24 protein-coding genes and 1 other RNA gene are annotated in these 26,733 nt (G+C 61.6%); 18 read left to right on the top strand and 7 right to left on the bottom strand.

Annotation, left to right across the window (positions count from 1 at the left end; genetic code table 11):
- Positions 1–354 precede the first annotated feature (354 nt).
- The 4 genes from gluQRS (at position 355) to HNP33_RS13850 (ending at position 4,814) form a co-directional block, all read left to right on the top strand.
- Complete coding sequence (gluQRS, locus tag HNP33_RS13865; RefSeq protein WP_184709273.1) at positions 355–1,362, top strand: tRNA glutamyl-Q(34) synthetase GluQRS; 1,008 nt, start codon at positions 355–357, stop codon at positions 1,360–1,362.
- Between the two features lie 165 nt (positions 1,363–1,527).
- Positions 1,528–2,304: a tRNA (guanosine(46)-N7)-methyltransferase TrmB gene (gene trmB, locus HNP33_RS13860; protein WP_184709275.1), complete on the top strand. Its 777-nt coding sequence runs from the start codon at positions 1,528–1,530 to the stop codon at positions 2,302–2,304.
- Positions 2,305–2,654: 350 nt separating this feature from the next.
- A complete protein-coding gene (locus tag HNP33_RS13855) occupies positions 2,655–3,629 on the top strand; it encodes a succinylglutamate desuccinylase/aspartoacylase family protein (protein ID WP_184709277.1) in 975 nt (324 codons plus the stop codon).
- Between the two features lie 153 nt (positions 3,630–3,782).
- Positions 3,783–4,814 (top strand): Ldh family oxidoreductase, encoded by a 1,032-nt coding sequence (locus tag HNP33_RS13850; protein ID WP_184709279.1) that lies wholly within the window; start codon positions 3,783–3,785, stop codon positions 4,812–4,814.
- A 153-nt stretch (positions 4,815–4,967) separates the two neighbouring features.
- Here HNP33_RS13850 and coaBC read toward each other — a convergent pair whose 3' ends face one another.
- Positions 4,968–6,182, bottom strand: a complete 1,215-nt coding sequence (gene coaBC / locus HNP33_RS13845) for a bifunctional phosphopantothenoylcysteine decarboxylase/phosphopantothenate--cysteine ligase CoaBC (protein ID WP_184709281.1) — start codon at positions 6,180–6,182, stop codon at positions 4,968–4,970.
- 163 nt (positions 6,183–6,345) lie between these two features.
- Between coaBC and HNP33_RS13840 the strand changes: the two genes are divergently transcribed.
- From HNP33_RS13840 to HNP33_RS13815, 6 genes are all read left to right on the top strand, one after another.
- The gene (locus HNP33_RS13840) at positions 6,346–8,001 is read left to right on the top strand and encodes a CTP synthase (RefSeq protein WP_184709283.1); all 1,656 of its coding nucleotides are present in this window, start codon (positions 6,346–6,348) and stop codon (positions 7,999–8,001) included.
- Between the two features lie 115 nt (positions 8,002–8,116).
- Positions 8,117–8,974 carry a 3-deoxy-8-phosphooctulonate synthase gene (gene kdsA / locus HNP33_RS13835; RefSeq protein ID WP_184709285.1) on the top strand — a complete coding sequence of 286 codons (858 nt, stop codon included), beginning with the start codon at positions 8,117–8,119 and terminating at the stop codon, positions 8,972–8,974.
- A gap of 2 nt (positions 8,975–8,976) precedes the next feature.
- Positions 8,977–9,267, top strand: a complete 291-nt coding sequence (locus HNP33_RS13830; protein ID WP_184709287.1) for a DUF1330 domain-containing protein — start codon at positions 8,977–8,979, stop codon at positions 9,265–9,267.
- A gap of 104 nt (positions 9,268–9,371) precedes the next feature.
- Entirely contained in the window at positions 9,372–10,658 is a 1,287-nt protein-coding gene (gene eno / locus HNP33_RS13825) for a phosphopyruvate hydratase (protein WP_184709289.1), read from the top strand.
- Positions 10,659–10,699: 41 nt separating this feature from the next.
- Positions 10,700–10,978, top strand: a complete 279-nt coding sequence (locus HNP33_RS13820; protein ID WP_184709291.1) for an FtsB family cell division protein — start codon at positions 10,700–10,702, stop codon at positions 10,976–10,978.
- A gap of 134 nt (positions 10,979–11,112) precedes the next feature.
- Positions 11,113–11,631, top strand: coding sequence for a hypothetical protein (locus HNP33_RS13815; RefSeq protein ID WP_184749469.1), 519 nt, complete (start codon positions 11,113–11,115; stop codon positions 11,629–11,631).
- 91 nt (positions 11,632–11,722) lie between these two features.
- On the opposite strand, the gene HNP33_RS13810 is transcribed toward HNP33_RS13815, so the two are convergent.
- Positions 11,723–12,712, bottom strand: coding sequence for an Hsp33 family molecular chaperone HslO (locus tag HNP33_RS13810; protein WP_184709295.1), 990 nt, complete (start codon positions 12,710–12,712; stop codon positions 11,723–11,725).
- A gap of 113 nt (positions 12,713–12,825) precedes the next feature.
- Positions 12,826–13,353 (bottom strand): gamma carbonic anhydrase family protein, encoded by a 528-nt coding sequence (locus HNP33_RS13805; RefSeq protein ID WP_184709297.1) that lies wholly within the window; start codon positions 13,351–13,353, stop codon positions 12,826–12,828.
- Between the two features lie 85 nt (positions 13,354–13,438).
- Here HNP33_RS13805 and HNP33_RS13800 point away from each other — a divergent pair, with 85 nt between their 5' ends.
- On the top strand, positions 13,439–14,245 hold the full coding sequence (locus HNP33_RS13800; protein ID WP_184709299.1) for a ferritin-like domain-containing protein: 807 nt from the start codon (positions 13,439–13,441) through the stop codon (positions 14,243–14,245).
- A gap of 244 nt (positions 14,246–14,489) precedes the next feature.
- Complete coding sequence (locus HNP33_RS13795) at positions 14,490–15,602, top strand: EAL domain-containing protein (protein ID WP_184709301.1); 1,113 nt, start codon at positions 14,490–14,492, stop codon at positions 15,600–15,602.
- A gap of 167 nt (positions 15,603–15,769) precedes the next feature.
- Here HNP33_RS13795 and HNP33_RS13790 read toward each other — a convergent pair whose 3' ends face one another.
- From HNP33_RS13790 to dnaX, 4 genes are all read right to left on the bottom strand, one after another.
- Positions 15,770–17,074, bottom strand: coding sequence for an MFS transporter (locus HNP33_RS13790; protein ID WP_184709303.1), 1,305 nt, complete (start codon positions 17,072–17,074; stop codon positions 15,770–15,772).
- A gap of 472 nt (positions 17,075–17,546) precedes the next feature.
- On the bottom strand, positions 17,547–18,137 hold the full coding sequence (gene recR / locus HNP33_RS13785) for a recombination mediator RecR (RefSeq protein WP_184709305.1): 591 nt from the start codon (positions 18,135–18,137) through the stop codon (positions 17,547–17,549).
- Between the two features lie 65 nt (positions 18,138–18,202).
- The gene (locus tag HNP33_RS13780) at positions 18,203–18,535 is read right to left on the bottom strand and encodes a YbaB/EbfC family nucleoid-associated protein (RefSeq protein WP_184709307.1); all 333 of its coding nucleotides are present in this window, start codon (positions 18,533–18,535) and stop codon (positions 18,203–18,205) included.
- Positions 18,536–18,601: 66 nt separating this feature from the next.
- Positions 18,602–20,854: a DNA polymerase III subunit gamma/tau gene (dnaX, locus tag HNP33_RS13775; protein WP_184709309.1), complete on the bottom strand. Its 2,253-nt coding sequence runs from the start codon at positions 20,852–20,854 to the stop codon at positions 18,602–18,604.
- 157 nt (positions 20,855–21,011) lie between these two features.
- On the opposite strand from dnaX, the gene ffs reads away from it, so the two are divergent.
- From ffs to HNP33_RS13745, 6 genes are all read left to right on the top strand, one after another.
- An RNA gene (gene ffs, locus HNP33_RS13770) (signal recognition particle sRNA small type) lies at positions 21,012–21,108 on the top strand.
- Positions 21,109–21,221: 113 nt separating this feature from the next.
- A complete protein-coding gene (locus HNP33_RS13765; protein ID WP_184709311.1) occupies positions 21,222–21,719 on the top strand; it encodes a GNAT family N-acetyltransferase in 498 nt (165 codons plus the stop codon).
- A gap of 90 nt (positions 21,720–21,809) precedes the next feature.
- On the top strand, positions 21,810–22,127 hold the full coding sequence (locus tag HNP33_RS13760) for a LapA family protein (RefSeq protein WP_184709313.1): 318 nt from the start codon (positions 21,810–21,812) through the stop codon (positions 22,125–22,127).
- Positions 22,117–23,283, top strand: a complete 1,167-nt coding sequence (gene lapB, locus HNP33_RS13755; protein WP_184709315.1) for a lipopolysaccharide assembly protein LapB — start codon at positions 22,117–22,119, stop codon at positions 23,281–23,283. Before HNP33_RS13760 ends, lapB begins: the two co-directional genes overlap by 11 nt.
- Positions 23,284–23,357: 74 nt before the next feature.
- On the top strand, positions 23,358–23,666 hold the full coding sequence (locus HNP33_RS13750; protein ID WP_184709317.1) for a ComEA family DNA-binding protein: 309 nt from the start codon (positions 23,358–23,360) through the stop codon (positions 23,664–23,666).
- A gap of 134 nt (positions 23,667–23,800) precedes the next feature.
- A complete protein-coding gene (locus HNP33_RS13745) occupies positions 23,801–26,731 on the top strand; it encodes a monovalent cation/H+ antiporter subunit A (protein ID WP_184709319.1) in 2,931 nt (976 codons plus the stop codon).
- Positions 26,732–26,733: the final 2 nt, after the last annotated feature.

Here is a 26,733-nt window from a genome sequence, read left to right as displayed (position 1 = left end):
TCCAGTTTGTGGTGCGGTACTTGCGCCGACCCCAGTTCGTCTCACTCATCATCCGAGCCTACTACCGCTGCGGCCCGGATTTGTGCAACAAAGCCTTTATGGGTGTATGTGCGTTGGTATGGGGCCAGATAATAGGGAGAGGCAACCGGAAATGAGCGACCGATTGTCGGAAGACGTCGATTAGACACACCGCATTCACGCGGTTGAGGTTTCTCAATACGAAGAAGTAAAAAGCATGGTGAATGCCTAGCGGCATTTGCATGGATGGAAAGTCTCCGTCATGCAACAACGCCGCTATATGCCCTGGCGAGCTTGCCCTGGCAAGCGCACTGGGCAGGGTACACTTTTCGCCCGATGACACCTTCTGCCTATGTGGGCCGCTTTGCCCCTTCGCCTACCGGCCCGCTGCATGCGGGCTCACTGGTTGCGGCGCTTGCTTCGTGGCTGGATGCGCGTGCGCATGGCGGGCGCTGGCTGGTGCGGGTCGAAGATATCGATACGCCGCGCTGCCCCCCAGGCATGGGGGAAGAGATTCTGCGCCAGCTTCTTGCCTGCGGCCTGGTTCCTGACGATTCGCCGCAATGGCAATCGGCCCGACACCTTCTGTACGCAAAGGCGCTGGCACAGCTGCAGGCCGGTGGCTGGGCTTATGCCTGTGGTTGTACGCGGCGCGACATGGAGGCCGCGCTGGTCGCCCAGGGCCATGTGCATGAGCGCCACGGCGAGCGCCCCTATCCCGGCACCTGCCGCGATGGCCTGCATGGCAAGGCCGCGCGCAGTTGGCGTTTTCATACCGTGCGCTACCAGCAAAGCTTGGTTGAAACGGCCGCCAGCGCAGAACAGATTAGCGCAGCAATTCCTTTTTTCATAGCACACCAGCAATTGCATTGGCACGACCGGCTGCTGGGTGATCTGCACCAGGACGTGGCCGCCACGGTGGGGGATTTTCTGGTGCAGCGTGCCGACGGCCTGTGGGCCTATCAGTTGGCGGTGGTGGTAGACGACGCCGAGCAAGGCATCACCGATGTGGTGCGCGGTGCCGATCTGGCTGACAACACGCCGCGCCAGATGCTGCTGCAGCACGCGCTGGGGCTGCCTGCACCGCGCTATATGCATACGCCGCTGGTGCTGCAGGCCGATGGCGAAAAGCTGTCCAAGCAATACGGCGCGCCATCCATTGCCACTGGCAACGAGGCGCAGGCCCTTGCTGCCTTGCAGCAGGCCGGGCGCTTTCTGGGGCTGGAGAGCCATGTTGGCCAGGGGATCGGCCAGACGCTGGAACACTGGATACCGCAATGGGCTGCGCGCCATGCGGAGCAACCGGCGCCCCAACCGGTGCCTCAAGACGGATCGCGCGCTTAAATCCACGTATCGCCAACCACACGGACAGAAAACCTACAATAGCGGGTTACGCACGCCTGCCTTGGCAGCGCCTGCAGACATATATAAGTTTTTCCTCAGTTCTGACAAAGCAGGCAGACCGGCCTCCATTTTCTTTGGGCCCACCGCGCCTGCACCGCGCTCACCATGCAAGATTCTTCGACGCCCGAGGCGAATCCATCCGCCGCCGCTCCTATCGTCACCAATGCGGCAGACGCCAGCAGCACGCCCGGCCATGCGCCAGCGGGTGTAGCGCACCCCAAGACGATCCGCTCCTACGTTCGCCGCGCGGGCCGCACCACCACGGGGCAGGCCAAGGCATTCGAAGAGTTTGGCGAGCGCTACGTGCTGGAGTACACCGGCCAGCCATTCCACGCCGAAGCCGCCTTTGGCCGCTCTGCCCCCCTGATCCTGGAGATCGGCTTTGGCATGGGCGAAGCCACTGCGCACATTGCGCGCGTGCGCCCCGACGACAATTTTTTGTGCTGCGAAGTGCACGAGCCCGGCGTGGGCGCCCTGCTCAAGCGCATCGGCGAACAGGACATCACCAATATCCGCATCTTTCAGCATGATGCCGTGGAGGTGCTTGAGAACATGCTGCAGCCGGGCATGCTCGATGGCATCCACGTCTTCTTTCCCGATCCATGGCACAAGAAGAAGCACAACAAGCGGCGCCTGATCCAGCCGCCTTTCGTGGCCAAGCTGGTAGATCGCCTCAAGATCGGCGGCTATATCCACTGCGCCACCGATTGGCAACCCTACGCCGAGCAAATGCTGGAAGTGCTATCGGCCAACCCACAACTGCGCAATACGGCAGAGGGCTACGCTCCGCAGCCCGATTACCGGCCGCTCACCAAGTTTGAAAACCGCGGCCTGCGCCTGGGCCACGGCGTGTGGGATCTGGTGTACCGCCGCGCACAATAAACTGTGCAATCATCGTTTCCAGGGCTGCGTTGCAGCCCTTTTTTTGTACCAGCCCACGTTAAAAACCGGGCTGAATTGACAAATATCAGCACAGCATTTCTGAGTCGTTTTCGCGTCCTGCGCATGCCCAGCAAGCGCTGCCAGCTATAAAAATAATGCGCCTCGCAGTGATATCGCTGCCAATCGGGTAGGATGGCCGCTGGCGTTGCACAGGCGGCGCCAATGGCAGGCGCCTGCCATTGTCTGCACGTGCATCCGCGTGCACCATCGCAAAGGCCCACCCTTTGCCCCGCGCCCGGCGCGGGACCCGCCATGCCGGCGCTTGCCATACACCTATCCATTGAATTGATATGACTGTCTCCAGCTTTCAACTCCAACCCGTTGACACCACCATCTCGGCAGACCAGCCCGAAGCATTGCGCAGCTATGGCTGGGCTACGGCAACTCCTGGGCCTTCGCTGCTGATCTTTGGTGCCGTGCATGGCAACGAACAGAGCGGCACGCACGCCATCCGCCGCTGGATCGAGCGTTTTGAATCCGGCCAGACGCGCCTCAAGCGCGGGCGCCTCACCATGGTGCCGGTGGCCAATCCGAAGGCCTTCATCAAGAACGAACGCGAAGGCGATCGCAATCTCAACCGCAACTTTGTGCCAACCGACAAGCCCCAGAACTTTGAAGACCATGTCGTCAATGCGCTGGCCCCTTTGCTGGAGAGCCACGATGCCCTGCTCGACTTGCATTCCTACAGTGGCGACGGCGTTCCATTTGCCATGACAGGCCCGCTCAACAACACCGGCACACTGGAGCCCTTTGCCCGCCAGCAGGAAGAAGAAGCCTTTGCCAAGGCGGTTGGCCTGCCTACCATCGTGCAGGGCTGGCTGGAGGTGTATGACAAGGCGGTTCAGGCCAGCAACGGTGCCATCCGCGCCGAACACGGTATCGGCACCAATGAGTTCATGCGCAGCCGCGGCGGTTACGCGATCACGGTGGAATCGGGCTCCCACGCCGACCCCGAAGCCATCGAGATCGCCGACCGCTGCATTGCCGGTGTGCTGAATCTGCTGGACATGGCCGATGTGACCGTGGAGCCGGTGGCGCGCTACACCACGCACCACATGAAGGACGTCTTCATGCGCCAGCACAAAGACGACACGATGACCCGCGAGTGGCAGAACTTCGACCCATTCAAGAAGGGCGATCTGCTGGCGACACGCGCCGACGGCACGCAGATCCTGGCGCCATTCGATGGCTGCATGATCTTCCCGCAAAGCGATGCGGAGGTGAACCGCGAATGGTTCTACCTGGCGCTGACCGACCACGCGTAAGTCTGCCGCCCCTTAGCAAGCATCGTAAGAAGGGCATGTTGCGCTTGCGCAGCATGCCTTTTTTGCTATCAATTCAGGATTAACCCGGAGATGCCGCGCCGGTGGCTGCAATGCGCCATGCCGCCTGCTAAGCTCGGCAGGATTGGAGACACCATGAGCGATATGAACAACGACACCATCCTGATTCCTGAGGCGCAACTGCATGATCTGTCGATGCGCGTGCTGCAGCACCTGGGCCTGAGCGCGGCGCACGCAGGCGCCATGACGCGCATTGTGGTCGCGGGCCAGCGCGACGCCTGCCAGTCGCACGGCGCCTACCGCATCTTGAGCGCGGCGCAGACCATCCGCACCGGCCTGGTCGACCTGCAGGCAGCGCCCATCGTGCAGCCCACACAGGGCGCGATCACGCGAGTGGATGCGCGCAAGGCATTCTCGCCGCTGGCATTGGAGGCTGGCTTGCCGCATCTGGTAGCTGCTACGCGCCAGCTTGGCGTGGGCGCGCTGGTCATCAACCATTGCTTTCATTTCACCGCCCTGTGGCCCGAAGTGGAAATGCTCACCGCCCAGGGCCTGGCTGCACTGGTGATGACGCCCAGCCACGCCTGGGTGGCCCCCACGGGAGGCAAGCGCGGTGTGTTCGGCACCAACCCGATTGCCTTTGGCTGGCCGCGCCCGGGCCCGGGCCCGTATCCCTATGTGTTCGACTTCGCCACCAGCGCCATCGCGCGCGGCGACCTGGAACTGCACCGCCGCGCTGGCAAGCCCCTGCCCGAAGGCGCAGGAGTGGATGCGGACGGCAACCCCTCCACCGACCCAGTAGCCGTGGCCAAGGGCGCCATGCTGACTTTTGGCGGCCACAAGGGATCGGCCCTGTCCACCATGGTGGAATTGATGGCAGGCGCGCTGATTGGTGATCTCAACAGCCAGGGCTCGATGGATTTTGATGCTGGCAAAGGCGGCGTGCCCTACCACGGCCACCTGCTGCTGGCCTTTGACCCGCAGCGCTTTGCCGGAGACGACTGGCCTGCCTCGCAGGAGCGCGCCGAGGCCATGTTTGCGGCCATTACCGACCAAGGCGCCCGCCTGCCCTCAGAGCGCCGCTTCGCCGCCCGCGCCCAGAGCGCCAAGCAAGGCATCAGCATGTCGCGTGCGCTCTACAACGATATCGAAGCACTGATGCATTGATGCATTGATGCTTCAATTGGCCTGATTCAAAAAGACGCGCCGGTTGCGCTTGCGGTGATGGGGTTTTGACCCTAAAAGTCGTCAAAACCCCATAAACGCAAACGCTGCATGCTCATTTTTTGATGGCACTGACTCCGCCAGGATGCAGACGGCTTACTGCGCCAGCCGGCGCGCAATCTCCGCAACCAGCTGCTCGCCCAGCACCGCCTTGCTCGCCCGCGGCAGCTCCTGGTGGCCGTGCGCATCCACCAGCAGCAAGGCGTTGTCATCCTTACCGAATGTGGCCGGGCCGATATTGCCCACCAGCAGCGGAATCTGCTTGCGGCGGCGCTTGGCCTCTGCGTTGGCCAGCAGGTTTTCACTTTCTGCCGCAAAGCCCACGCAGTAGAGCTGGCCGCTTTGGGCGCGCGGCAGTTGCGCCACGGTGGCCAGAATGTCGGGGTTCTCGACAAAAGCCATCTGCGGCACCTGGCCACTGCCGTCTTTTTTGATCTTCTGATCGGCAGCCTGGGCCGGGCGCCAGTCGGCCACGGCTGCGGTGGCAACAAAGATATCGGCACTCTCCACGTTGCTCAGCACGGCATCGAGCATGTTCTGCGCCGATTGCACATCAATGCGGCGCACACCGCGCGGCGTGGGCACATGCACCGGGCCAGCCACCAGGGTGACCTGCGCACCCGCCGCCTGGGCGGCCCGCGCAATGGCAAAGCCCATCTTGCCGCTGGAGAGGTTGGTGATGCCGCGCACCGGGTCAATCGCCTCGAAGGTGGGCCCGGCGGTGATCAGCAGCTTTTTGCCTGCAAGCGATTTGGCGGCAAAGAAGTACTGCAGCTCTTCTTCGATCTCGGCAGCTTCGAGCATGCGGCCGTCGCCGGTCTCGCCACAGGCCTGGTCGCCATTGCCCACACCCAGCACCACGGCGCCATCGGCCTGCACCTGGCGCAGGTTGCGCTGCGTGGCCGGGTGTGCCCACATCTCGCGGTTCATGGCCGGTGCAAGAATAAGGGGCACCGTCCCCATGGGCCGCGCCAGGCACAACAGGCTCAGCAGCTCGTCGGCCCGGCCCTGCACCAGGCGGGCGATGAAATCTGCGCTGCACGGCGCAATCACAATGGCATCGGCCTCACGGCTCAGGTTGATGTGCGGCATGTTGTTGTGCTCGCGCGCATCCCACTGCGATACATAGACAGGCCGGTTGGAGAGCGCCTGCATGGTCACCGGCGTCATGAATTGGGTGGCCGATTCGGTCATCACCACCTGCACGGTGGCGCCGGCCTTCGTGAGGCGGCGGCATAGCTCGGCCGATTTGAAGGCAGCAACGCCGCCGGACATGCCGAGGACAATATGTTTTCCATGGAGCTGGTTCATGCCCGCCAATGTAGCAGAGCCCCATGGCGCAGCGCCTGCCCCACCCTGCATAGGCGCATGCATGCATGGCCAATCCCATGCACTTTGCAGACCATTGCAGGCGCCTTGCGCACCGCCACCGCAAGCGCCTTTATAATCAGAATTTCCCACCTCCCAAAAAGACATGACCAAATTTGTCTTCGTCACTGGCGGTGTGGTGTCTTCCCTCGGTAAGGGAATCGCCTCAGCCTCCCTTGCAGCGATTTTGGAATCGCGCGGACTCAAAGTCACCCTGATCAAGCTGGATCCCTACATCAACGTGGATCCGGGCACCATGTCCCCCTTCCAGCACGGCGAAGTGTTCGTGACTGACGACGGCGCAGAGACCGACCTGGATCTGGGCCACTATGAGCGTTTCATCGAAACGCGCATGCGCCAGTCCAACAACTTCACGACCGGCCGCATCTACCAGAGCGTGCTGGAGAAAGAACGCCGTGGTGATTACCTGGGCAAGACCGTGCAGGTCATCCCCCACATCACCAACGAGATTCAGGAATACGTCAAGCGCGGCGCCGGTATCGGTACCGACCACGCGGTGGACGTGGCGATTTGCGAGATCGGCGGCACGGTCGGCGATATCGAATCGCTGCCCTTCCTCGAAGCGGTGCGCCAGCTCTCGCTCAAGCTCGGCCCCAACAACTCGGCCTTCGTGCACCTGACCTACCTGCCCTACATCGCGGCGGCTGGCGAGCTCAAGACCAAGCCCACCCAGCACACGGTGCAGAAGCTGCGTGAAATTGGCATCCAGCCCGATGCGCTGCTGTGCCGCGCGCAACACGCCGTGCCCGAGGAAGAGCGCGACAAGATCTCGCTCTTCACCAACGTGCAGTCGTGGGGCGTGATCAGCATGTGGGATGTGGACACCATCTACAAGGTGCCGCGCATGCTGCACGAGCAAGGCCTGGACGGCTTGATCTGCGACAAGCTGCGCCTGAACACCCCTCCCGCCAACCTCAAGCGCTGGGACGACTTGGTGTACGAGACCGAGCACCCCAAGGGTGAGGTCTCGATCGCCATGGTCGGCAAGTATGTGGAACTGTCGGACGCTTACAAGTCCGTCAACGAAGCGCTCAAGCACGCTGGCATGCAAAACCATGTGCGCGTGAAGATCACGCACGTGGATTCCGAAACGGTGGACGACAAGGCCGCCGCTGAAATGCTCAAGAGCTACGACGGCATTCTGGTGCCCGGCGGCTTTGGCTCGCGTGGTGTGGAAGGCAAGATTTCCACCGCCCGCTACGCCCGCGAGCACAAGGTGCCCTACCTGGGCATCTGCCTGGGCATGCAGGTGGCCACCATCGAATACGCGCGCCACGTAGCCGGCCTGGACAACGCCAACTCCACCGAGTTCGACCGCCAGACGCCCCACCCCGTGATCGCGCTGATCACCGAGTGGAAGGATGCCGACGGCACGATCAAGACACGTGACGAAAACTCCGACCTGGGCGGCACCATGCGCCTGGGCGCGCAATCGTCCGATGTGCAGGCAGGCAGCCTGGCCCACAGCATCTACGGCGATGTGGTGACCGAGCGCCACCGCCACCGCTACGAAGCCAATACCCAGTACCTGGACAAGCTGCGCGACGCTGGCCTGGTGATCTCCGCGCTGACCCAGCGCGAGCACCTGACCGAAATCGTCGAGCTGCCTGCCAAGGTGCACCCCTGGTACATCGGTGTGCAGTTCCACCCCGAGTTCAAGTCCACCCCATGGGCGGGCCATCCGCTGTTCAATGCCTTCATCAAGGCAGCTGTGGACCGGAAAAAGGCAGTTTCCAAGTAAAAACCGGCGCCAGTGCAATCACTGCAGGCGCCAGGCGCTATGAAAAACAAAGCACCCACCGTTGCATACCGTTTTTCATGGCGCCTCCCCACCCCCTATCGCTGAGGAGCCCTCCATGCAATTGTGCGGATTTGACATCGGCCTCGACAAACGCTTTTTCCTGATCGCCGGCCCCTGCGTGGTCGAATCCGAACAGCTGCAGATGGATGTGGCTGGCCAGCTCAAGGAAATCACCGCGTCGCTGGGCATTCCTTTCATCTTCAAGAGCAGCTTCGACAAAGCCAACCGTTCTTCAGGCACGAGCTTTCGCGGCCCGGGCATGGAAAAGGGCCTGGAGATTCTGGCCAAGGTGAAGAAAGAGCTGAACGTCCCCATCCTCACCGATGTGCACACCGAGGCCGAAGTGCCGTACGTGGCCAGCATTGTCGATGTGCTGCAGACCCCGGCTTTCCTCTGCCGCCAGACGGACTTCATCCGCGCCTGCGCCCAATCGGGCAAGCCGGTCAATATCAAGAAGGGCCAGTTCCTGGCTCCGCACGATATGAAGAACGTCATCGACAAGGCCCGCGCCGCCGCCAAGGAAGCGGGCCTGCCCGAAGACAGCTTTCTGGCCTGCGAACGCGGCGCCAGCTTTGGCTACAACAACCTGGTGAGCGACATGCGCTCGCTGGCCATCATGCGCGAGACGAATGCCCCTGTGGTGTTTGACGCCACGCACAGCGTGCAGTTGCCCGGCGGCAATGGCACCAGCAGCGGCGGTATGCGCGAGATGGTGCCCGTTCTCGCCCGCGCAGCCATTGCCGTGGGCGTGGCTGGCGTGTTCATGGAAACCCACCCCGATCCCTGCAACGCGCTCTCCGACGGCCCCAACGCCGTGCCCCTCAAGCACATGAAGGCCTTGCTGGAGACCCTGGTTGCACTGGACAGCGTCACCAAAAAGAGTGGCTACCTCGAAAACAATTTTGGAGCATAAACATGGCCTCTGCCTACATCATCGCGTCGGTCACCGTCACCAACCCTGAGCAGTACGAGGAATACCGCAAGTACAGCACCATCGCCATGCAAGCCTACGGCGCCGAAGTCTGCGTGCGCGGCGGCAAGGTGGAAGTGATCGAAGGCGACTGGAACCCAGGCCGCACCGTGATCCTCAAGTTCAAGGACGCCGAGAGCGCACATAAGTTTTATAACTCCCCGGAATACACCAAGGCCCGCGCAGCGCGCGAAGGTGCCGCTATCATGCGCATGGTTCTGGTCGAAGGTGTGTAACCGTTTGGGAGGTTTTTTAGCCTCCAGCGCACGTATATCGCGCGGCTGCAGCTCCTCTTTTTGCAGCAACGCAACCCGTTTTTCAATCTCTGAAAGGCTCTAAAGTGAGTGCAATTGTTGATATCGTTGGCCGCGAAATTCTGGATTCGCGTGGTAACCCCACCGTGGAATGCGATGTGCTGCTGGAATCGGGTGTGATGGGCCGTGCGGCCGTGCCGTCGGGTGCCTCCACCGGCTCCCGCGAAGCCATTGAGCTGCGTGACGGCGACAAGAGCCGTTACCTGGGCAAGGGCGTGCTCAAGGCCGTAGAGCACATCAATACCGAAATCTCCGAAGCCATCCTGGGCCTGGACGCGGCCGAGCAGGCATTTCTGGACAAAACCCTGATCGACCTGGACAACACCGACAACAAGAGCCGCCTGGGCGCCAATGCCATGCTAGCTGTGTCGATGGCCGTGGCCCGCGCCGCTGCTGAAGAAGCTGGCCTTCCGCTGTACCGCTACTTTGGCGGCATGGCCGGTGTGCAACTGCCCGTGCCGATGATGAATGTCATCAACGGCGGCGCCCACGCCAACAACAGCCTGGATCTGCAGGAATTCATGATCGTTCCCGTGGGCGCGCCAAGCTTCCGCGAAGCGCTGCGCTGGGGTGCCGAGGTGTTCCACGCCTTGAAGAAGATCATTGACAGCCGCGGTATGCCGACGGCCGTGGGCGACGAAGGCGGCTTTGCGCCATCGGTCGAGAACCATGAAGCTGCGATCCAGCTGATTCTGGAAGCCATCGACAAGGCCGGCTACACCGCTGGCGACCAGATCGCGCTGGCCCTGGACTGCGCCGCCTCCGAGTTCTACAAGGACGGCAAGTATGTGCTCGAAGGCGAAGGCGGCATCAGCCTGACGGCCGAGCAGTGGACCGACATGCTGGCCGCCTGGTGCGACAAGTACCCCATCATCTCCATCGAAGACGGCATGCACGAAGGCGACTGGGATGGCTGGAAGGTGCTGACCGAGCGCCTGGGCAAGAAGGTGCAACTGGTGGGTGACGACCTGTTCGTGACCAACACCAAGATCCTCAAGGAAGGCATCGACAAGGGCATTGCCAACTCGATCTTGATCAAGATCAACCAGATTGGCACCCTGAGCGAAACCTTTGCCGCCATCGAAATGGCCAAGCGCGCAGGCTACACTGCCGTGATCTCGCACCGCTCTGGCGAAACCGAAGACAGCACCATTGCCGACATCGCCGTGGGTCTGAACGCTGGCCAGATCAAGACCGGCTCGCTCAGCCGCTCGGACCGCATGGCCAAGTACAACCAGTTGCTGCGCATTGAAGAAGACCTGGGCGATGTGGCCGTGTACCCTGGCCGTGCCGCTTTTTACAATCTGCGTTAAGCTTGCGGTTTTAGCCATTGCCTATTGATCGGTCTGCCTTCATGATCTCCCGCATTGTTCCCTTTGTGCTGCTGGCCATTCTGGTCAGCATCCATGCTCAGTTGTGGAGTGGCCGCGGAAGCATTCCTTATGTCAAGGACATGAAAGAGCAGATCGCCAAGCAAAAGACCGAGAACGAGGCTGCCGAGCGCGAAAATGTGCGCCTGGAGACCGAGGTGAACGATCTCAAGCAGGGCATGGACATGGTGGAGGCCAAGGCCCGCAATGAATTGGGAATGGTCAAGCCCAACGAAGTATTTGTGCAGTACACGCGCAAATAGGAGTTGAGACCCAAGCAGGATCGAAGCAGACACCGGCTCGGACTGCAGTCGGCAACTGGTACGCTCCCATGAAGCGCCTTCTTCTGAAGGCGCTTTCTTTTTCACCGTATCATCGCGCCTTATCATCGCGTCCTATGCTCGCATCCCCTGCCAACCCCGTCGCACCGGCACCACCTTCCATGGCATGCGTCCATGTGGTGGCTTGTGCCGCGAAAGACGCCGACGCATTGGCAGCCAGCCTGCAACATGCGCTGGGCGCTGAGAACGGTTTTCGATTCATCCCCAGCACCGCAGAGCCATTCAATACCCGCTTGCTGGACACCACCGATGCGTTGCTGCTGCTCGCGCCACCACTGGACGCTAGCAACGCCCAAGGGCAGCCCGCACACGACACCTTGATGCAGCTGCGCGCTGCGCTGCTCAACCAGCGCCAGCCGTTCCAGGTGCTGTTCAGCCAGGGCGCGCGCCTGCTGGATGACGCACTCACTGCCTTGTGCAATTGGTTTCCCGACGCCCCTGCGCTGCAGGCGCGGCGCAGCGCATTGCGGGAGCACGGCAGCCTGGCGCGATGGAACTGGAGCTGTGAAAAATGCAGCGATCCGGAATGCGAATTCCGCCTTTTCAAAGGACTGAGCGCCTCGGCAAATCCGTAATCAGCTCTCAGACCGTCATGGGCTCAATAAAAAACCACGCATTGCGTGGTTTTCCTTTGGGCTGCCGCAGTCCTTACCGCATTGACAGACCTTATTGCATGCGATGGGAAGCGGGCGGGTCGTTGCCAGGCTCGGTAAACAGATGCGCAGTATCTACCGCATCAAAATGGTACTGCTGACCGCAAAACTCGCAGCCCACCTCGATCAGGCCCTGCTCCTCCAGAATGCTGTCCACCTCTTCCTGGCCCAGGTTGCGCAGCATACCGGCCACACGCTCACGGCTGCAGGTGCAGGCGAAGTGCGGGCCGCCTTCGCCGTCTTCCGGCACAAACCGCAGCAGCTTCTCTTCCCAGAAGAGGCGATGCAAAATGGTTTCCACATCAAGGTTCAGCAACTCGTCGCGCGTCAGGCTGCCCGCCAGGTGGGCGATGCGGTTGTATTCCTCATTCTGGTCGATCTGGTCGTCGTCTTCGGTGTTCAGGCTGCCGGCCGCCAGATTGGCTTCGCCCTTGATCGGCATGCGCTGCACCATCAGGCCCGCCGCCACCTGCTCGTTCGCGGCAAGGACCAGCACGGTATCGAGCTGTTCGGACTGGCGCATGTATTGCTGCAGGATAGCAGCGAGGCTGTCCACCGGTTCGCCATCCAGGTTCACCAGCGGCACCACACCCTGGTAGGCTTGCTGGCCAGGGAGCTTCTCCTTGGGGTCGAGCGTAATCGCGCAGCGGCCCTTGCCATGCACGTTGACCATATCGGTCAGGGTGGCGTCGGTGGGCACTTCGCCGCTGATGGTCACGGTGGAGCGCACGCTCAGGTTGGACTGCACCTCAGCGACCGCCAGCTTGACGGGGCCGTCTCCGGAAATTTGAAACACCAGCGCGCCGTTGAACTTGATGTTGGACTGCATCAGCACACCGGCAGCGGTCATCTCGCCCAGCAGCTCTTGCACCGGCAGCGGGTAGGCACCGGATGTCGTGTTGGCCGCGCGGCGCTTCAGGATTTCTTGCCAGGCCTCGGTCAGGCGCACGACTGCGCCACGCACCGGCAGGCCATCAAACAAAAATTTATGCAGTTCAGACACTCGTGATTCCCATCCTTGGTTCGCCGCGTGCATCCTGCGGTGCCCGGGCGATGGTTTGGAACATGCTTGCGACCTCTGTGCAGCCGCGTGACGCGGAGATCGCAAACACGTTCTTAATCCGGTAATTTTCGCAGACCCGCCGCAAAGCGTCTGGCATTGGCCATATACCCCTGTGCGCTGCGCTTCAAGCCTTCCATCTGCTCCTCGGTCAATGGGCGCACCACTTTGGCCGGGTTGCCAACAATCAGGCTGCCATCGGGAAACTCCTTGTTCTCGGTGACCAAGGCCCCCGCGCCCACCAGGCAGCGCTTGCCAATCTTTGCGCCATTGAGCACGATGGCCCCCATCCCGATCAACGACTCGTCGCCGATCGTGCAGCCATGCAGGATGACGTTGTGGCCGATGGTGACATGGGAGCCAATATCCAGCGGCTTGCCCTTGTCGGTATGCAGCACGCTGCCATCCTGAATATTGGAGCCCTCTCCCACCCGGATCGGATCGTTGTCGCCGCGCAGAATGGCGCCAAACCATACGCTGCTACCCGCAGCCAGATGCACCCGGCCCATGACTTGCGCGCTGTCGGCCACCCAGGCTGCAGCATCCACCTCGGGCTGCACACCATCCAATTCATACTTCGCCATCGTGTCTCCTGCTTTTTTGCGTTGAGGCCCTCTGCCCGCAGCTGCCCAGGCGCCGCACCAGTGGGGCTGATCCATAATTGTAGGGATGGAATTACGTCAAAGTGCCCTGCATGCCCTGTGCATGAGCGATCCCGAAGAAAAATCTGCACTGGCGCTTGCCCTGCAAGCGCAAAGCGCTTCACTATCCATAGCAATCGATGCGCAGCTGGAAGCCCCGGCTGCGACAGATTTGCCCGGCCATCCCGCCAGGCCCGAACTCAAGCCCCACACGGCAGTTGCGCGCCGCTCGCCGGCAACCCCTGAGGGACGCGCCATTCTTCTTCATGCGATTGCACATATCGAGTTCAATGCCATCAACCTGGCACTCGATGCCATCTGGCGTTTTGCCGGTATGCCGCGCCAGTACTACCTGGACTGGCTGCAGGTGGCGGCAGAAGAAGCCAAGCACTTTCGCCTGCTGCGCGCCCATCTGCAGAAATGGGGCGCCGACTATGGCGACTTTCCGGCGCACCAGGGCTTGTGGACCATGTGCGAGAAAACCGCTGGCGATATCGTCGCCCGCATGGCCCTGGTGCCCCGCACACTGGAAGCCCGTGGCTTGGATGCAACACCGCAAATCCAGTCCAAATTGCAACAAACTGGCGCTCCCGATGCCCTGGAAGCGGTGGCCATTCTGGACATCATCCTGCGCGAGGAAGTTGGCCATGTCGCCATCGGCAACCATTGGTACCGGCATGTATGTGCGGCCCAGGGGATCGACCCGGAGACGTATTACGGTGAGCTGGTCGCGCTTTACGAGGCTCCACGGCCCAAACCACCCATCAATCTTGCAGCGCGCAGCCAGGCAGGGTTCAGCCCTGCAGAGCTGGCCTGGCTGGAAGCGCAGTTGTAACAAAACCACCCCTCGCTCTTGGTCGCAGAACGCGCAACTTGCTACAAAAACCTGTGCTTCTCATTCAACCTGTGTCAGTGCTTGCGCACAATATGGAAGAAAATACTTCCAACCCGAGACATAACGAATTGCAGATACCGCCTGCGCTGCCCGATCCCCAAGGCAGCTCGCGCAGACGGCAGTTCAGCTGTACATGCAACACACGAGCGCGCCATCCCCAGCATCCAATCCAGCGGTAGCCGCCATGGATTTCACCTCCCCAGCCCCTCCTATTGCCTGGCAATCCATCCGCGATGCCCATGGCAAGCAAGTGGGGCATGAGATATTCAACCGTTCCCGCACTGCATCCACCCACACCATCGATTCAGACCTGTCACTGGCCCATTCGGTGCTCTCGCACCTCAAGCCTGCCGCGTTGCTGGATGAGGGTCTGCTGTTTCTCAATACCACCTATGAGAGCCTGCGCAGCCCGCATCTCGATCTGCTGCCGCCAGGCAAGATCGTGCTGGAGATCCCTTCGTTGGGCCACGCAGCCTCCAGCGAAGTGGAAGGCCGCCGCCCCGCCCTTGCAGCGCTGCGCGACAAAGGGTTTGCGCTGGCCTTCAACCATTCGGTGCTCGACTCTGCGTATGCGCCCTGGCATGACCTGGTCAATTACCTGAAAATCGATTTTTCCGTGCTGGCTGCCGAGCGCGCCGTGCTGATGATCCGTTGGGGCAGGCGCATTCCCGGCGTCACCCTGATTGCCGACAAGATCGAATCGGCCGCCCAACTGCAACTGGCGCAGGAAAACCAGGTGGATCTGCTGCAGGGCTACGCCGTGCGGCGTCCTGAGCCAGTGCCTGCGCGGGTGGTGCTGCCTACGTTCAAGGAAGTTCGCGCCCTCAGGGCCCAACTGAAGACCAGCCCCGAGCCAGAGGCCCTCACCGCTTTTTTGCAAGCCGAGCCCACGCTGCTTTTCAACCTGCTGCGCATGGCGCAATCACAGGAATTGTCCAAGCGGCATATCTACACCTCGCTCACCCAGTTGCTCGCCAGTTTGCGGCTCGAACAGTTGCAGGCCTGGGCAGGCATGCTGGATGCGGTGGCGCAAGACGGCGTACAACGCCCCGCCGATTGCAAGGCGCTGTACCAGGAGCACGCCATGGCCCTGATCGCCGCAGCCTCCATCGTGTGGCCCGATGTGCCGCAGGACAGCCTGGTGCTGATTGCCCATTCCCTGCTGATCGGCAAACAGCTGGGCCTGTGCGTGCAACAATCGGTCGACCAGCTGCTGCCTCCCCCACTTGCCGCTCCGGTACTGGCACTGGAATCGCAATGGCAGGATTTGCTGCAGACCTATACCGCCCCTCACTAGCCGGGCCAGTCCGGTCGATTCAATGTGGTTCGCGCGCGCCCATCCAACGCGTCACACCCATTCTGGCCTGCCACCCCCATGAAAAACCCGGCTCGCAGCCAGCGCAGCCGGGTTTTTCATCGGTGCCAACACCTCTGCAGTTCTGGCCCTTTGCTTTCTCAATACCTTCAAGCGTCCAGATGCTCCTCGTGCGCGCGTTCGCGGATGAAGAACGAGGCAATGAAGCCCAGCGTTACGCCGAACATCACGTAGAAGGCGGGCGACATGGTCGAGCCCGTGGTCTTGATCAGCCAGGTGACGATGAACTGAGCAAACCCGCCAAACACCATGACTGCGATGTTGTAGGCCATGGACATGCCGACTGAGCGCACATGCGCCGGAAACAATTCGGCCATCACGGTGCTGAAGACGCCAAAGAACACCGAGACAAAGACGCACACCACGATCTGAACGGTCATCAGCTTGGCAATCGTCGGACCATCAGTCAGCCACGCGTACAAGGGATACAGCACCAGCAGGTAGCCCAGGAGAGAGCCAATCATCAGCGGCCTGCGGCCGATGCGGTCTGACCAAGCGCCCATGAACGGCATCAGCACCACCATCATCGCAGCCCCCGCCATCTGCACCATGAAGGTGTCATGCAAGGGCAACTTGAGGGTGACGGTGGAATACGTCACCAGATAGGTGAAGGTGATGTAGATCGATACCGTGGCAGTCACCACCAGGCCCATGCCCACCAGGGTTTCGCGTACGTGGGTGCGCAGCATCTCCAGCACCCCCACCTGTCTGACAGTGCCAGCCTTTTGCGCGGCCTGCAGCTTCACAAAGGTTTCAGGCTCCTCCACATGGCGGCGGATGTAGATCGCCACCGGCACGATCAGCAGGCCGACTGCAAACGGAATGCGCCAGGCCCAGCCCATCAGCTGCTCCTGGGTAAAGACATCGGTGATCAGCGTGCCCACGGCGGCGCCGATCAGCAAGGCAGCCATCTGCCCCGTCATCTGCCAGGAGCCATAGAAGCCACGCTTGCCCTTGGGCGCCAGCTCGATCAGCAACGCCGTCGAGGTGCCGAACTCACCCCCTGCCGCAAAGCCCTGCAGCAGGCGCGCCAGTACGATGAAGATAGGCGCCCAGATCCCGACACCCTGGTAGGTGGGCGCAAAGGTAATCAGTGCGATGGCCACTGCCATGATGGCAGTCACCATGACCATGGCTGCCTTGCGCCCCTTGCGGTCGCCGTACAGGCCCAACAGAATGCCACCAACTGGGCGCATGAAGAAACCTACGCCGAACACCGCCGTGGTCATCAAAATCTTGTTGAGGTCGTCGCTCGGGTCGTTGGGGTTGCTCGGGAAGAACAGCTTGGCCACGATGGGCGTCATGAAGGCGAAGACGAGAAAGTCATACCATTCCAGCGCATTGCCAATGACAGCGGCCAGAATATTTCTCTTGGATACAGCAGTAGATTGCACGCAGAAGTCCTAAAAACACAAGTCGCAGTCGGCGCGAGCGCAGCCGTTGCAGTTCACGAAAAGGGGCTTGGTTCTGCGCGTGGCTTTGTGCTTTCCGATCCACACAGGTACGCCAGATCCTTGGGAATGCGGCCCCGTTGTGGCACGGCCCGCGTTCAGCCTCAAGGCAGGCAACGACATCATGGAAACGGGAAACGAATCAAAGCAACCCAGGCGTGCAAGCAACAAATACCGGCAAATCCACAAGAGACGAGCCACGCAGCAGCGGCGACCATGCCAAAAACGCATGAAGCACCATCAAGACCCGTATGAAATTGTAGTTGCACTATGCAATCAATGCTGTCGGAAAGCGGACATCCGGCGGAAAAGCGTGGGCATACCCAATGTGTGGGAATGGCGGTCCAGATGGCCTGTTGGAACCTGCCCGGCAGGGCAATGGCGCAAGAAGAAAAAACGTACTGAAAAGGCAGTATCAGCGGCGGTCTGCCAGCGCATGGGCGATGGTGCCCAGATCGACATATTCCAGCTCGCTGCCAATTGGCACGCCTCGCGCAAGACGCGTGAAGCCCACGCCACGGCGCTGCAGAGCCTCGCCCAGCACATGTGCGGTGGCTTCGCCTTCTGCCGTGAAATTGGTGGCCAGAATCACCTCCTGCACCACGCCGTCGCTGGCCCGCTCCAGCAACTGCTGTACACCGATGTCGCGTGGACCGATGCCGTCGAGTGGCGACAACCGGCCCATCAGCACATAGTACAGACCCTTGTACGCCCCCGTACGCTCCAGCGCCGCCTGGTCGGCAGGCGTTTCCACTACGCACAGGCGAGCCGCATCGCGCCCTGCATCCAGGCAGGTTTCGCAGATGGTGTTTTCCGTGAAGGTATGGCAGCGCTCGCAATGGCGAACGCGGGTGCTGGCTTCATGCAATGCGCGGGAGAGCAGCTCGGCGCCCTCGCGGTCATTCTGCAGCAGATGGAAGGCCATGCGCGATGCCGATTTGACGCCCACACCGGGCAGGCGGCGCAGCGCTTGCACCAAGGCTTCAAGGGTGCTCGTGTCGGACATGGCAGATTCCAAAAGAAAAAGCACCGCAACGCCTATCTAGCGCGCGGTGCAGGCTATCAAAATAATTAGAACGGGAACTTCATGCCGCCAGGCAGGCCAGGCATGCCAGCGGTGATCTTGCCCATCTTTTCGTTGCTGGTCTCTTCCGCCTTGCGAACGGCCGCATTGAAGGCGGCGGCCACCAGGTCTTCCAGCATGTCCTTGTCATCGGACAACAGGCTCGGGTCAATCGTCACGCGCTTAACGTCGTGCTTGCAGGTCATCAGCACCTTGACCAGACCTGCGCCCGATTCGCCTTCGACTTCGATATTGGCCAGCTCGTCCTGGGCCTTTTTCAGGTTGTCCTGCATGGCCTGGGCCTGCTTCATCAAACCAGCGAGTTGTCCTTTGTTGAACATGAAAAATCCTTCTATTTGAAATTCTGCGGCACGCGGCGCATCACTTGCAAGCGGCCCAACGCACCATCATAGGGGCTGAATGCTGCCTGGCACTATTTTCGCGCCAAATTGCTGTATCAGAGACTGGACATAGGGGTCATTGCGCACCACATCTTCTGCAGCGCGCTGGCGTGCCTGCTGCGCATGGGCCTTGCGCCGTGCGGGGCAGTCTTCCACCGCTCCCACGCTCACCTCGATCTTGCCTACCAGGCCCGCCGCCACCAGCGCGGTGCGCAAGCGCTCCACCGTGCCGGGCTGGGCCAGCGTCTCCAGATCCACCCGCAGCCACCAGCAATCGGCTTCGCGCCGGATCAGCTGCGAGCGCAATGCCAGCTGGCGCGCCACGGCCGTTATCGCCTCAGTCTCGATCAGCTTGAGCACGGTTTCGTTCCAGAAGCCACCCTCAGGCGTGTCGGCAAATTCGGGCGGCACGCGGCCCAGGTTGTCGCCAAAGCTGGCAGGACGGTCGTAATCACTGGTCTGATGAACCTGCACGGGCAAGGCGATCAGCCCGGGCTGCACAGCTGCCGCATCAGCCGCCCGCATGTCAGGCAGAACTGTTGCCGGGCCAGAAGGCGCCGCATCATCCAGGTAGGCGTCGTCAGGCACATCATCAAAGTACGGCGCGTCATCGGCGTCCATCGGCGCTGCAGGTATCAGGTCCTCTTCGTCATCGCCCTCTTCGGTTGGCGGCAATTCCTCATCTGCCACGGCAAGTGCCTCTGCCTGGTGCGCACGCGCAGGAATGAGATCTTCCGCGGTACGTACCGGCAGCCGCACGGCATCGACGGACGCGCTGGCCACCGGGGTGGCAGGCGCAACCGCCATGGCAGGCGGCTCCGCCACACTGGTGGAAACAGAGCGCTCGGCTGAATCCGCTGAATCTGCCTGAGCCACTGCAGCGGCCAGCGCACCGGGCGTGGCGGCAGGGGTCGCAGAGGCTGCAACCACGGCCTCTGAAGGCTTTTCCTGCTGCACAGGGGGGATGGCTTCAGCAGCAACTGGCTCTGCAGCCACCGGCGCGGCGTCCTGCACAGGTACAGGGGCAGGTACCGCTTGCTCTACATTTTTGATCGCTGGCTGCGCTTGCTGGACGGTCGCTACTGGTGGTTTGGGTTGCAGCGCGACGGCAGCAGACGTGCTATTCAGAGTTTTTTTTTCAGCCACGCCCGCAGGCTTGAAAGCCAGCAGGCGCAGCAGCGCCATGGTCAGCGCCGCGTATTCATCGGGCGCCAGCCCCAGCTCAGCCCGCCCATGCAAGGCAATGCTGTAGAGCAGTTGGGTTTCGTCCGCAGGCATCAATTGCGCCAGGCGCAGAACCTCCTGCTGCTCGGTATCGTCGCTCGCAATGGCGGCATGGGCCTTTTCGGGCACCGCCTGCAGCACGGCCATGCGCTGCAACTGCACACCCATATCCTCCAGTGTGGATGCTGCGGACAACCCCTGGTAGCGCAGTTGGTCAACCGTTGCGACCACCTCCGCGCCATCACCACGCGCCAGCGCACCAATCAGGCGGAACACATGGCTGCTGTCAACCGCGCCCAGCATCTGGCGCACACCGGCTTCTTGCAACTGGCCGCCAGCAAAGGCAATGGCCTGATCGGTCAGGCTGAGCGCATCGCGCATGGAGCCGCGCGCTGCGCGCGACAGAAGGCGCAGCGCCTGCGTCTCGGCCGGAATATTTTCGTTGGACAGCACGCGCCCCAGATGTTCCTGCACCGTCTCGGGCGCCATGGGGCGCAGGTTGAACTGCAGGCAGCGCGAGAGCACGGTTACCGGTACTTTTTGCGGATCGGTGGTTGCCAGAACGAACTTCAAATACTCAGGCGGCTCCTCCAGTGTCTTCAACATGGCATTGAAGGCGGTATTGGTGAGCATGTGCACTTCGTCAATCATGAAGACCTTGAAGCGCCCCTGCACAGGTTTGTAGACCGCTTGCTCCAGCAGGCCCTGCACTTCATCCACGCCGCGGTTGGAAGCGGCGTCAAGCTCCGTGTAATCAGGAAAGCGGCCGCTGTCGATCTCGACGCAGGCCGGGCACACCCCACACGGGGTTGCGGTGATGCCACCCGTGCCATCGGCACCCGTGCAGTTGAGTGACTTGGCCAGAATGCGCGAAACCGTTGTCTTGCCCACCCCGCGCGTTCCCGTGAACAAATAGGCGTGATGCAGGCGCTGCTGGGTGAGTGCATTGGTCAATGCCTGCACCACATGCTCCTGGCCCACCATTTCAGAGAAATTCCGTGGACGGTATTTGCGAGCGAGAACGAGATAGGACATAGGCAGGCATTCTACGGGCAGTCGGAGGCCCAATTGGTGCGGCACTGTTTTGTGCAGCCGACAACGGGCCCGGCCCGCACGGTCGCTCATTCATCCGGCGCCGTTCTTTGGCCTTTCATGCCAAAAGCTTCTATTTCTTTCGGTACAATGCATCCCTGACGGGCCTCCCCGCATGGGGAAGCGGCCAACCGGGTCAGGTGGGGAACCAAGCAGCCCTAACTGTGGATCCAGTGCCGGGGGTAAGGCTCGTCACCTCTCATTCAAAAGCGCCTTTCATTTGAGGCGCTTGGGCCCGTCCCAGGGTCTGTTTTCCTCCCAGCGTGAGCCCTTTCCAACAAGGTGCGAAAACACCGCTGGATCGCCAACCATGTCCACCATCACCATTCGGCCAGCCGTGCCGAGCGACGCAGATGCCATTTTGCGGATTCTCGGGCAGACCTATGAAGCCACCTGGAAGCCGGTACTGACCCCAGAAGCCATTGCGCGCTTCGAAAGCTCTGGCAGCACCCGGCGCTATGTGGCTAAGCGCATCTGCGCCATGCATGTGGCCGTGCGCGGCGCCGAGATTGCAGGCGTCATTGATTGGAGCTGCGATTTCATCGATGCCCTGCATGTATCACCCCGCTTTCAAGGGCAAGGCATAGGCGGCCAGCTGCTGCGGTATGCCGAAGCGGCCATGGCTGCAGCAGGCCATGCGCAGTCGCGCCTGGAGACAGACACCTTCAACCAGCAGGCACGCGGGTTCTACCTGAGCCATGGCTACCAGGAAACCGGCTTCTGCCCCGATGAAGAGTGGCACAGCGGCCTGACCACCGTGCAGATGAGCAAGCAGCTCCACTACGCGGCATGGATTCATGGGCGGTGAGCAAGCGCACCGGGCGAATGCACAGAGCCGGTCGTGCAGCCAGCGCCATGAATGAACGTAGAATGGCGCCAGGCCCTTTCTGCACCGTCTATGAAATACCTTCTGTGGCTGCTCAAGGCAGTCATTTTCTTCACGCTGTTTGCCTTTGCGCTCAATAACCAGCGCGATGTGATGGTGCATTTCTTCTTTGGTACCCAGTGGCAGGCGCCCCTGGTGCTGGTGGTGCTGCTGGCCTTCAGCGCAGGCGTGATCGTCGGTATCGTCGGCATGGTGCCGCGCTGGTGGATGCACCGCAAGGCTGCGCAACGCGCCGCCGTACCGCCAGAGGCTGAATCCACCACAGCCCCCGCCACCAATGTGACCGAGGCCTCATTCAAGGCCGAACCGCTGCCTCCTCATGGAATTTGATATCTCCTGGATCCTGCTGGGCTTTCCGGCTGCCTTTGTCCTGGGCTGGTTGGCCTCCCGCTTCGACCTGCGCCAGATCCGCCGCGAAAACCGCAGTGCCCCCAAGGCCTACTTCAAAGGGCTGAATTTCCTGCTCAATGAGCAGCAGGACAAGGCCATTGACGCTTTCATCGAAGCCGTGCAGAACGATCCGGACACGGCCGAGCTGCATTTCGCGCTGGGCAACCTGTTTCGACGCCGGGGCGAGTACAGCCGCGCCGTGCGCGTGCACGAGCATCTGCTCCAGCGCGCCGACATCGCCAAGGCCGAGCGCGACCGTGCGCAGCACGCACTGGCGCTTGATTTTTTGAAGGCCGGGCTGCTGGATCGCGCCGAAGACGCCTTGGCGCGCCTGGACGATACCCCTTATGAAAATGAGGCGCGCCTCTCACGCCTTGCAATCTACGAACGCGCCCACGACTGGCCGCAAGCCGTACAGATTGCACGCCAGATGCAGTCCAACAGCCAGGGCGACTACAGTGTGCGCATTGCCCACTACCTGTGCGAGCAGGCCTTGGCCCAGCAAGCGCAAGGCAAACTGGATGCCGCCCGTGCGCTGCTGCACGAAGCCCAGTCCGAAGCGCCACGCGCCCCCCGGCCACGCATTGAGCTGGCACAGCTGCAGCACAAGAATGGCGAGTCCGCCCCCGCGTTGAGCACCCTGCTGGAGCTCGCTGCCGTATCGCCCTCTTCCACTCCACTGGTAGCCCCCCTGATGGTGGAGCTGGCCAAAACCGATGACCGCAAGGCCGAGGTGCGCAACCTGTTGCGCGCCAATTACGGCAGCGACCCTTCGCTGGATGTGATGCAAAGCCTGGTGCAGATGGACGAGTTGGGCATGGTGCCTGCCGCCATACCGCCCCTGGGGCGCGAGTGGTACCTCGAGCATCTGGCCCATGAGCCTTCATTGGTCGCCGCAGGCCGCTGGCTGGCGCAAGAGACCCTGTCTCACGAAGAGCACCACCCAGCCATTCAACGCGCACTCGATACTGCCGCCAAACCATTGACGCGCTACCGCTGCGCTGCCTGCGGCTTTGAAGCGCGCCAGCATTTCTGGCAATGTCCGGGCTGCCAATCGTGGGACAGCTACCCGCCACGCCGCGTCGAAGAGCAATAAGCCTGCTGCGCTTGCACAGGCTCTGCTAGCATCGGATCTCAGCCCCCGGCTTTCGCGGGGATGCAGGAGGTTCTATGCAATGGCGTTGGAGTCTCGCCGGCCTGGCCCTGTGCGCCCAACTGGCCTGGGCCCAGGTGGAAGCCAATACGGCCACCGAAGCGCAGCTGGATGGCATCCATGGCATCGGCCCCGCCACCTCGGGCCGCATTCTGCAAGCCCGCCAGAGGGGGCCGTTCACGGATTGGACAGACCTGATGCTGCGCGTGTCCGGTATCGGGCAAAAAAAGGCGGCGCAGTTGTCGCAGCGCGGGCTGACGGTGAATGGGAAAAGCTTTGCGACGCCCGAGTCTCCGCTTCCCTCGGCTTCTCGCACTGCACAATAAGCAAGGGCCTTTGCTGCCGTGTTTGCAGACGCACACATAGGATATTTGCTATCAGATAGCGAACGGCAATATCCTGAATTTGCTCGGGTTTTCGTAGCAGTAAAAGATGAGCTGGCTTGTAGAATTTACAAAAAATGGCACTCTCTTACCTGATCCTTCTACCCTTCATCGGCAGCGCAATTGCAGCGTTGCTGCCAGCTAACGCGCGCAATACCGAATCAACGCTGGCGGGAGCCATCAGCGTTTTCTGTGCCGTTCAGGTCGCACTGCTTTTCCCTGAGACGCAGAACAACGGTGTCGTTCACCAAAACGTGGCATGGCTGGGCCAATTGGGGCTGGATCTGCATTTCCGCATGGATGGCTTTGCCTGGATGTTCTCCATCCTGGTGCTGGGCATCGGCTCGCTGGTCGTGCTGTATGCGCGGTATTACATGTCGCAGGCCGATCCGGTTCCGCGTTTTTTCTCGTTCTTCCTCGCATTCATGGGCTCCATGATGGGCGTGGTGCTGTCAGGCAATCTGATCCAGCTGGTTTTCTTCTGGGAGCTCACGAGCCTTTTCTCTTTTCTGCTGATCGGCTACTGGCACCATCGCAAAGACGCTCGCATGGGCGCGCGCATGGCGCTCACCGTCACCGGCACCGGGGGCCTGTGTCTGCTGGCAGGCGTACTGCTGCTGGGGCATATCGTCGGCAGCTATGAGCTGGACAATGTTCTGGCTGCGGGCGATCAGATCCGCGCCCATGATCTGTATACGCCCACGCTGGTGCTGGTTCTCTTGGGCGCACTCACCAAGAGTGCGCAGTTTCCGTTCCATTTCTGGCTGCCGCGCGCCATGGCCGCGCCCACGCCGGTGTCCGCCTACCTGCATTCGGCCACCATGGTCAAGGCCGGGGTGTTTTTACTGGCCCGCCTGTGGCCTGCCTTGAGCGGCACCGAGGAGTGGTTCTGGCTCGTTGGCGGCGCGGGTGCCGCCACCTTGCTGCTGGGCGGCTACATCGCCATGTTCCAGCATGACATGAAAGCGCTGCTGGCGTATTCCACACTCTCGCACCTGGGCCTCATCACCCTGCTGCTGGGCCTCAACAGTCCGCTCGCTGCCGTCGCGGCGGTTTTTCACATCATGAACCACGCGACCTTCAAGGCCTCGCTCTTCATGGCAGTGGGCATTGTTGACCACGAATCAGGCACGCGGGACATCCGGCGCCTCTCCGGCCTGCGCAAAATGATGCCGATCACCGCCACGCTGGCCATGGTGGCCAGCGCGGCCATGGCGGGCGTGCCGCTGCTCAATGGTTTCCTGTCCAAGGAAATGTTCTTTGCAGAGACGGTGTACATCAACACCACGCCTTTCCTGCAAACTGCGCTGCCCGTTGCGGCAACACTGGCAGGCGTGTTCAGCGTGGCCTATTCGCTGCGATTCACGGTCGATGTCTTTTTTGGCCCGCCAGCCACCGACCTGCCACATACCCCGCATGAGCCTCCGCACTGGATGCGCGTACCCATTGAACTGCTGGTACTGATCTGCATGCTGGTCGGTATTTTTCCGGCCTGGGCCGTGGGCCGCTATCTGGACGCGGCTGCGCTGCCCGTGGTGGGCGGTACCTTGCCGGAATTCAGCCTTGCGGTATGGCATGGGTTCAACGCCCCGCTGGTGATGAGTATCGTCGCCATGCTGGCGGGTATCTTGCTGTACCTGCTGCTGCGCCAGCTGCGTGCCAAGAATTATGTAGACGACGCGCCAGTTGCCAGCTGGTTCAACGGCCAGCGCATTTTCCTCGGTCTCATGGCCTGCATCACCAACCTGGCGCGCAACCTGCGGCGCCTGCTGGGTACGCGGCGCTGGCAATGGCAGGTGTTGTGGCTGGTGCTGGCCGCGCTGATGACCGCTGCCCTGCCCCTGCTGATCCACGGTCTGCAACTGGGCAATCGCGCATCGCAGCCATTGTCGCCATCGTTCATGCTGCTGTGGGTGATCGGTATCAGCTGCTCGCTGTCGGCGGCGTTCCTGGTCAAATACCACCGCCTTGCAGCGCTGGTCACCCTGGGAGGTGCGGGCCTTGCAACCTGCCTGACCTTCCTGTGGTTCTCTGCGCCTGACCTGGCCTTGACGCAGTTGGTGGTGGAGGTAGTCACCACCGTGCTGCTGCTGCTGGGCCTGCGCTGGCTGCCCAAGCGTGACAAGCGCCTGAAAAAAGTATCCCAGCAAGGGGCCCTGGTGACAATGCGCCGTTGGCGCGACATGCTGATTGCCATCCTCGCGGGCGGCGGCATGGCCTGGCTCTCATTTGCGATGATGAGCCGCCCTTTCCCCGAGAGCACGTCCAAATTCTTTCTCGAACGCGCGCTCACCGAAGGCGGTGGAACCAATGTGGTCAATGTGATGCTGGTGGATTTCCGCGGCTTCGATACCTTTGGCGAAATCGTGGTGCTGGGCGTTGTGGCCCTGACCGTGTATGCACTGCTGCGGCGCTTCCGCCCCGCTCCCGAAGCCATGGATGTGCCCGAGCAGCAACGTTTCCTGCCAGCCGATCTGCACACCGATCTGCTGAACCCGCGCACCGCCACCGACACCGCCATCGGCTACCTGATGGTGCCCGCCGTGCTGGTGCGCCTGCTGCTGCCATTCGCCGCCGTGGTGGCTATGTATCTGTTCATGCGCGGCCACAATGAGCCCGGAGGCGGCTTCGTCGCGGGCCTCACGCTGTCCATCGGTCTGCTGCTGCAATACATCATCTCGGGCACGCACTGGGTAGAGTCGCACATGCCGATCTATCCCCGCCGCTGGATCGCGGCCGGTCTGCTGTTTGCCCTGGGCACCGGGGTGGGCAGCTGGTACTTTGGCTACCCCTTCCTCACCAGCCATACCGCGCACCTGACCTTGCCCGTGGTTGGTGATATCCATATCGCCAGCGCACTGTTCTTTGATATTGGCGTGTTCTCGCTGGTGGTGGGCTCCACCATGCTGCTGCTCACCGGTATTGCTCACCAATCGGTACGGGGCTTCCGCTACCACGAACGCCAGCTGGGCGAGCGTGATTCGGACGCCACGGCACAACAACCATAAGG

This window comes from Comamonas odontotermitis (assembly GCF_014207855.1).
Classification (GTDB): domain Bacteria; phylum Pseudomonadota; class Gammaproteobacteria; order Burkholderiales; family Burkholderiaceae_C; genus Comamonas; species Comamonas odontotermitis_A.
The sequence above is the reverse complement of the archived record's forward strand: the minus strand, read 5'-3'. Positions and strand labels throughout refer to the sequence as shown.

Excerpts from the sequence above, each read along its gene's own strand:
- kdsA (WP_184709285.1), top strand. The coding sequence starts at position 8,117 with ATGCAATTGTGCGGATTTGACATCGGCCTCGACAAACGCTTTTTCCTG.
- HNP33_RS13850 (WP_184709279.1), top strand. The coding sequence starts at position 3,783 with ATGAGCGATATGAACAACGACACCATCCTGATTCCTGAGGCGCAACTG.
- HNP33_RS13795 (WP_184709301.1), top strand. The coding sequence starts at position 14,490 with ATGGATTTCACCTCCCCAGCCCCTCCTATTGCCTGGCAATCCATCCGC.
- HNP33_RS13745 (WP_184709319.1), top strand. The coding sequence starts at position 23,801 with ATGGCACTCTCTTACCTGATCCTTCTACCCTTCATCGGCAGCGCAATT.
- HNP33_RS13830 (WP_184709287.1), top strand. The coding sequence starts at position 8,977 with ATGGCCTCTGCCTACATCATCGCGTCGGTCACCGTCACCAACCCTGAG.
- HNP33_RS13800 (WP_184709299.1), top strand. The coding sequence starts at position 13,439 with ATGGAATTACGTCAAAGTGCCCTGCATGCCCTGTGCATGAGCGATCCC.
- HNP33_RS13765 (WP_184709311.1), top strand. The coding sequence starts at position 21,222 with ATGTCCACCATCACCATTCGGCCAGCCGTGCCGAGCGACGCAGATGCC.
- HNP33_RS13840 (WP_184709283.1), top strand. The coding sequence starts at position 6,346 with ATGACCAAATTTGTCTTCGTCACTGGCGGTGTGGTGTCTTCCCTCGGT.
- trmB (WP_184709275.1), top strand. The coding sequence starts at position 1,528 with ATGCAAGATTCTTCGACGCCCGAGGCGAATCCATCCGCCGCCGCTCCT.
- coaBC (WP_184709281.1), bottom strand. The coding sequence starts at position 6,182 with ATGAACCAGCTCCATGGAAAACATATTGTCCTCGGCATGTCCGGCGGC.
- HNP33_RS13780 (WP_184709307.1), bottom strand. The coding sequence starts at position 18,535 with ATGTTCAACAAAGGACAACTCGCTGGTTTGATGAAGCAGGCCCAGGCC.
- lapB (WP_184709315.1), top strand. The coding sequence starts at position 22,117 with ATGGAATTTGATATCTCCTGGATCCTGCTGGGCTTTCCGGCTGCCTTT.
- HNP33_RS13815 (WP_184749469.1), top strand. The coding sequence starts at position 11,113 with ATGCTCGCATCCCCTGCCAACCCCGTCGCACCGGCACCACCTTCCATG.
- HNP33_RS13750 (WP_184709317.1), top strand. The coding sequence starts at position 23,358 with ATGCAATGGCGTTGGAGTCTCGCCGGCCTGGCCCTGTGCGCCCAACTG.
- HNP33_RS13855 (WP_184709277.1), top strand. The coding sequence starts at position 2,655 with ATGACTGTCTCCAGCTTTCAACTCCAACCCGTTGACACCACCATCTCG.
- dnaX (WP_184709309.1), bottom strand. The coding sequence starts at position 20,854 with ATGTCCTATCTCGTTCTCGCTCGCAAATACCGTCCACGGAATTTCTCT.
- HNP33_RS13805 (WP_184709297.1), bottom strand. The coding sequence starts at position 13,353 with ATGGCGAAGTATGAATTGGATGGTGTGCAGCCCGAGGTGGATGCTGCA.
- gluQRS (WP_184709273.1), top strand. The coding sequence starts at position 355 with ATGACACCTTCTGCCTATGTGGGCCGCTTTGCCCCTTCGCCTACCGGC.
- HNP33_RS13820 (WP_184709291.1), top strand. The coding sequence starts at position 10,700 with ATGATCTCCCGCATTGTTCCCTTTGTGCTGCTGGCCATTCTGGTCAGC.
- recR (WP_184709305.1), bottom strand. The coding sequence starts at position 18,137 with ATGTCCGACACGAGCACCCTTGAAGCCTTGGTGCAAGCGCTGCGCCGC.
- HNP33_RS13760 (WP_184709313.1), top strand. The coding sequence starts at position 21,810 with ATGAAATACCTTCTGTGGCTGCTCAAGGCAGTCATTTTCTTCACGCTG.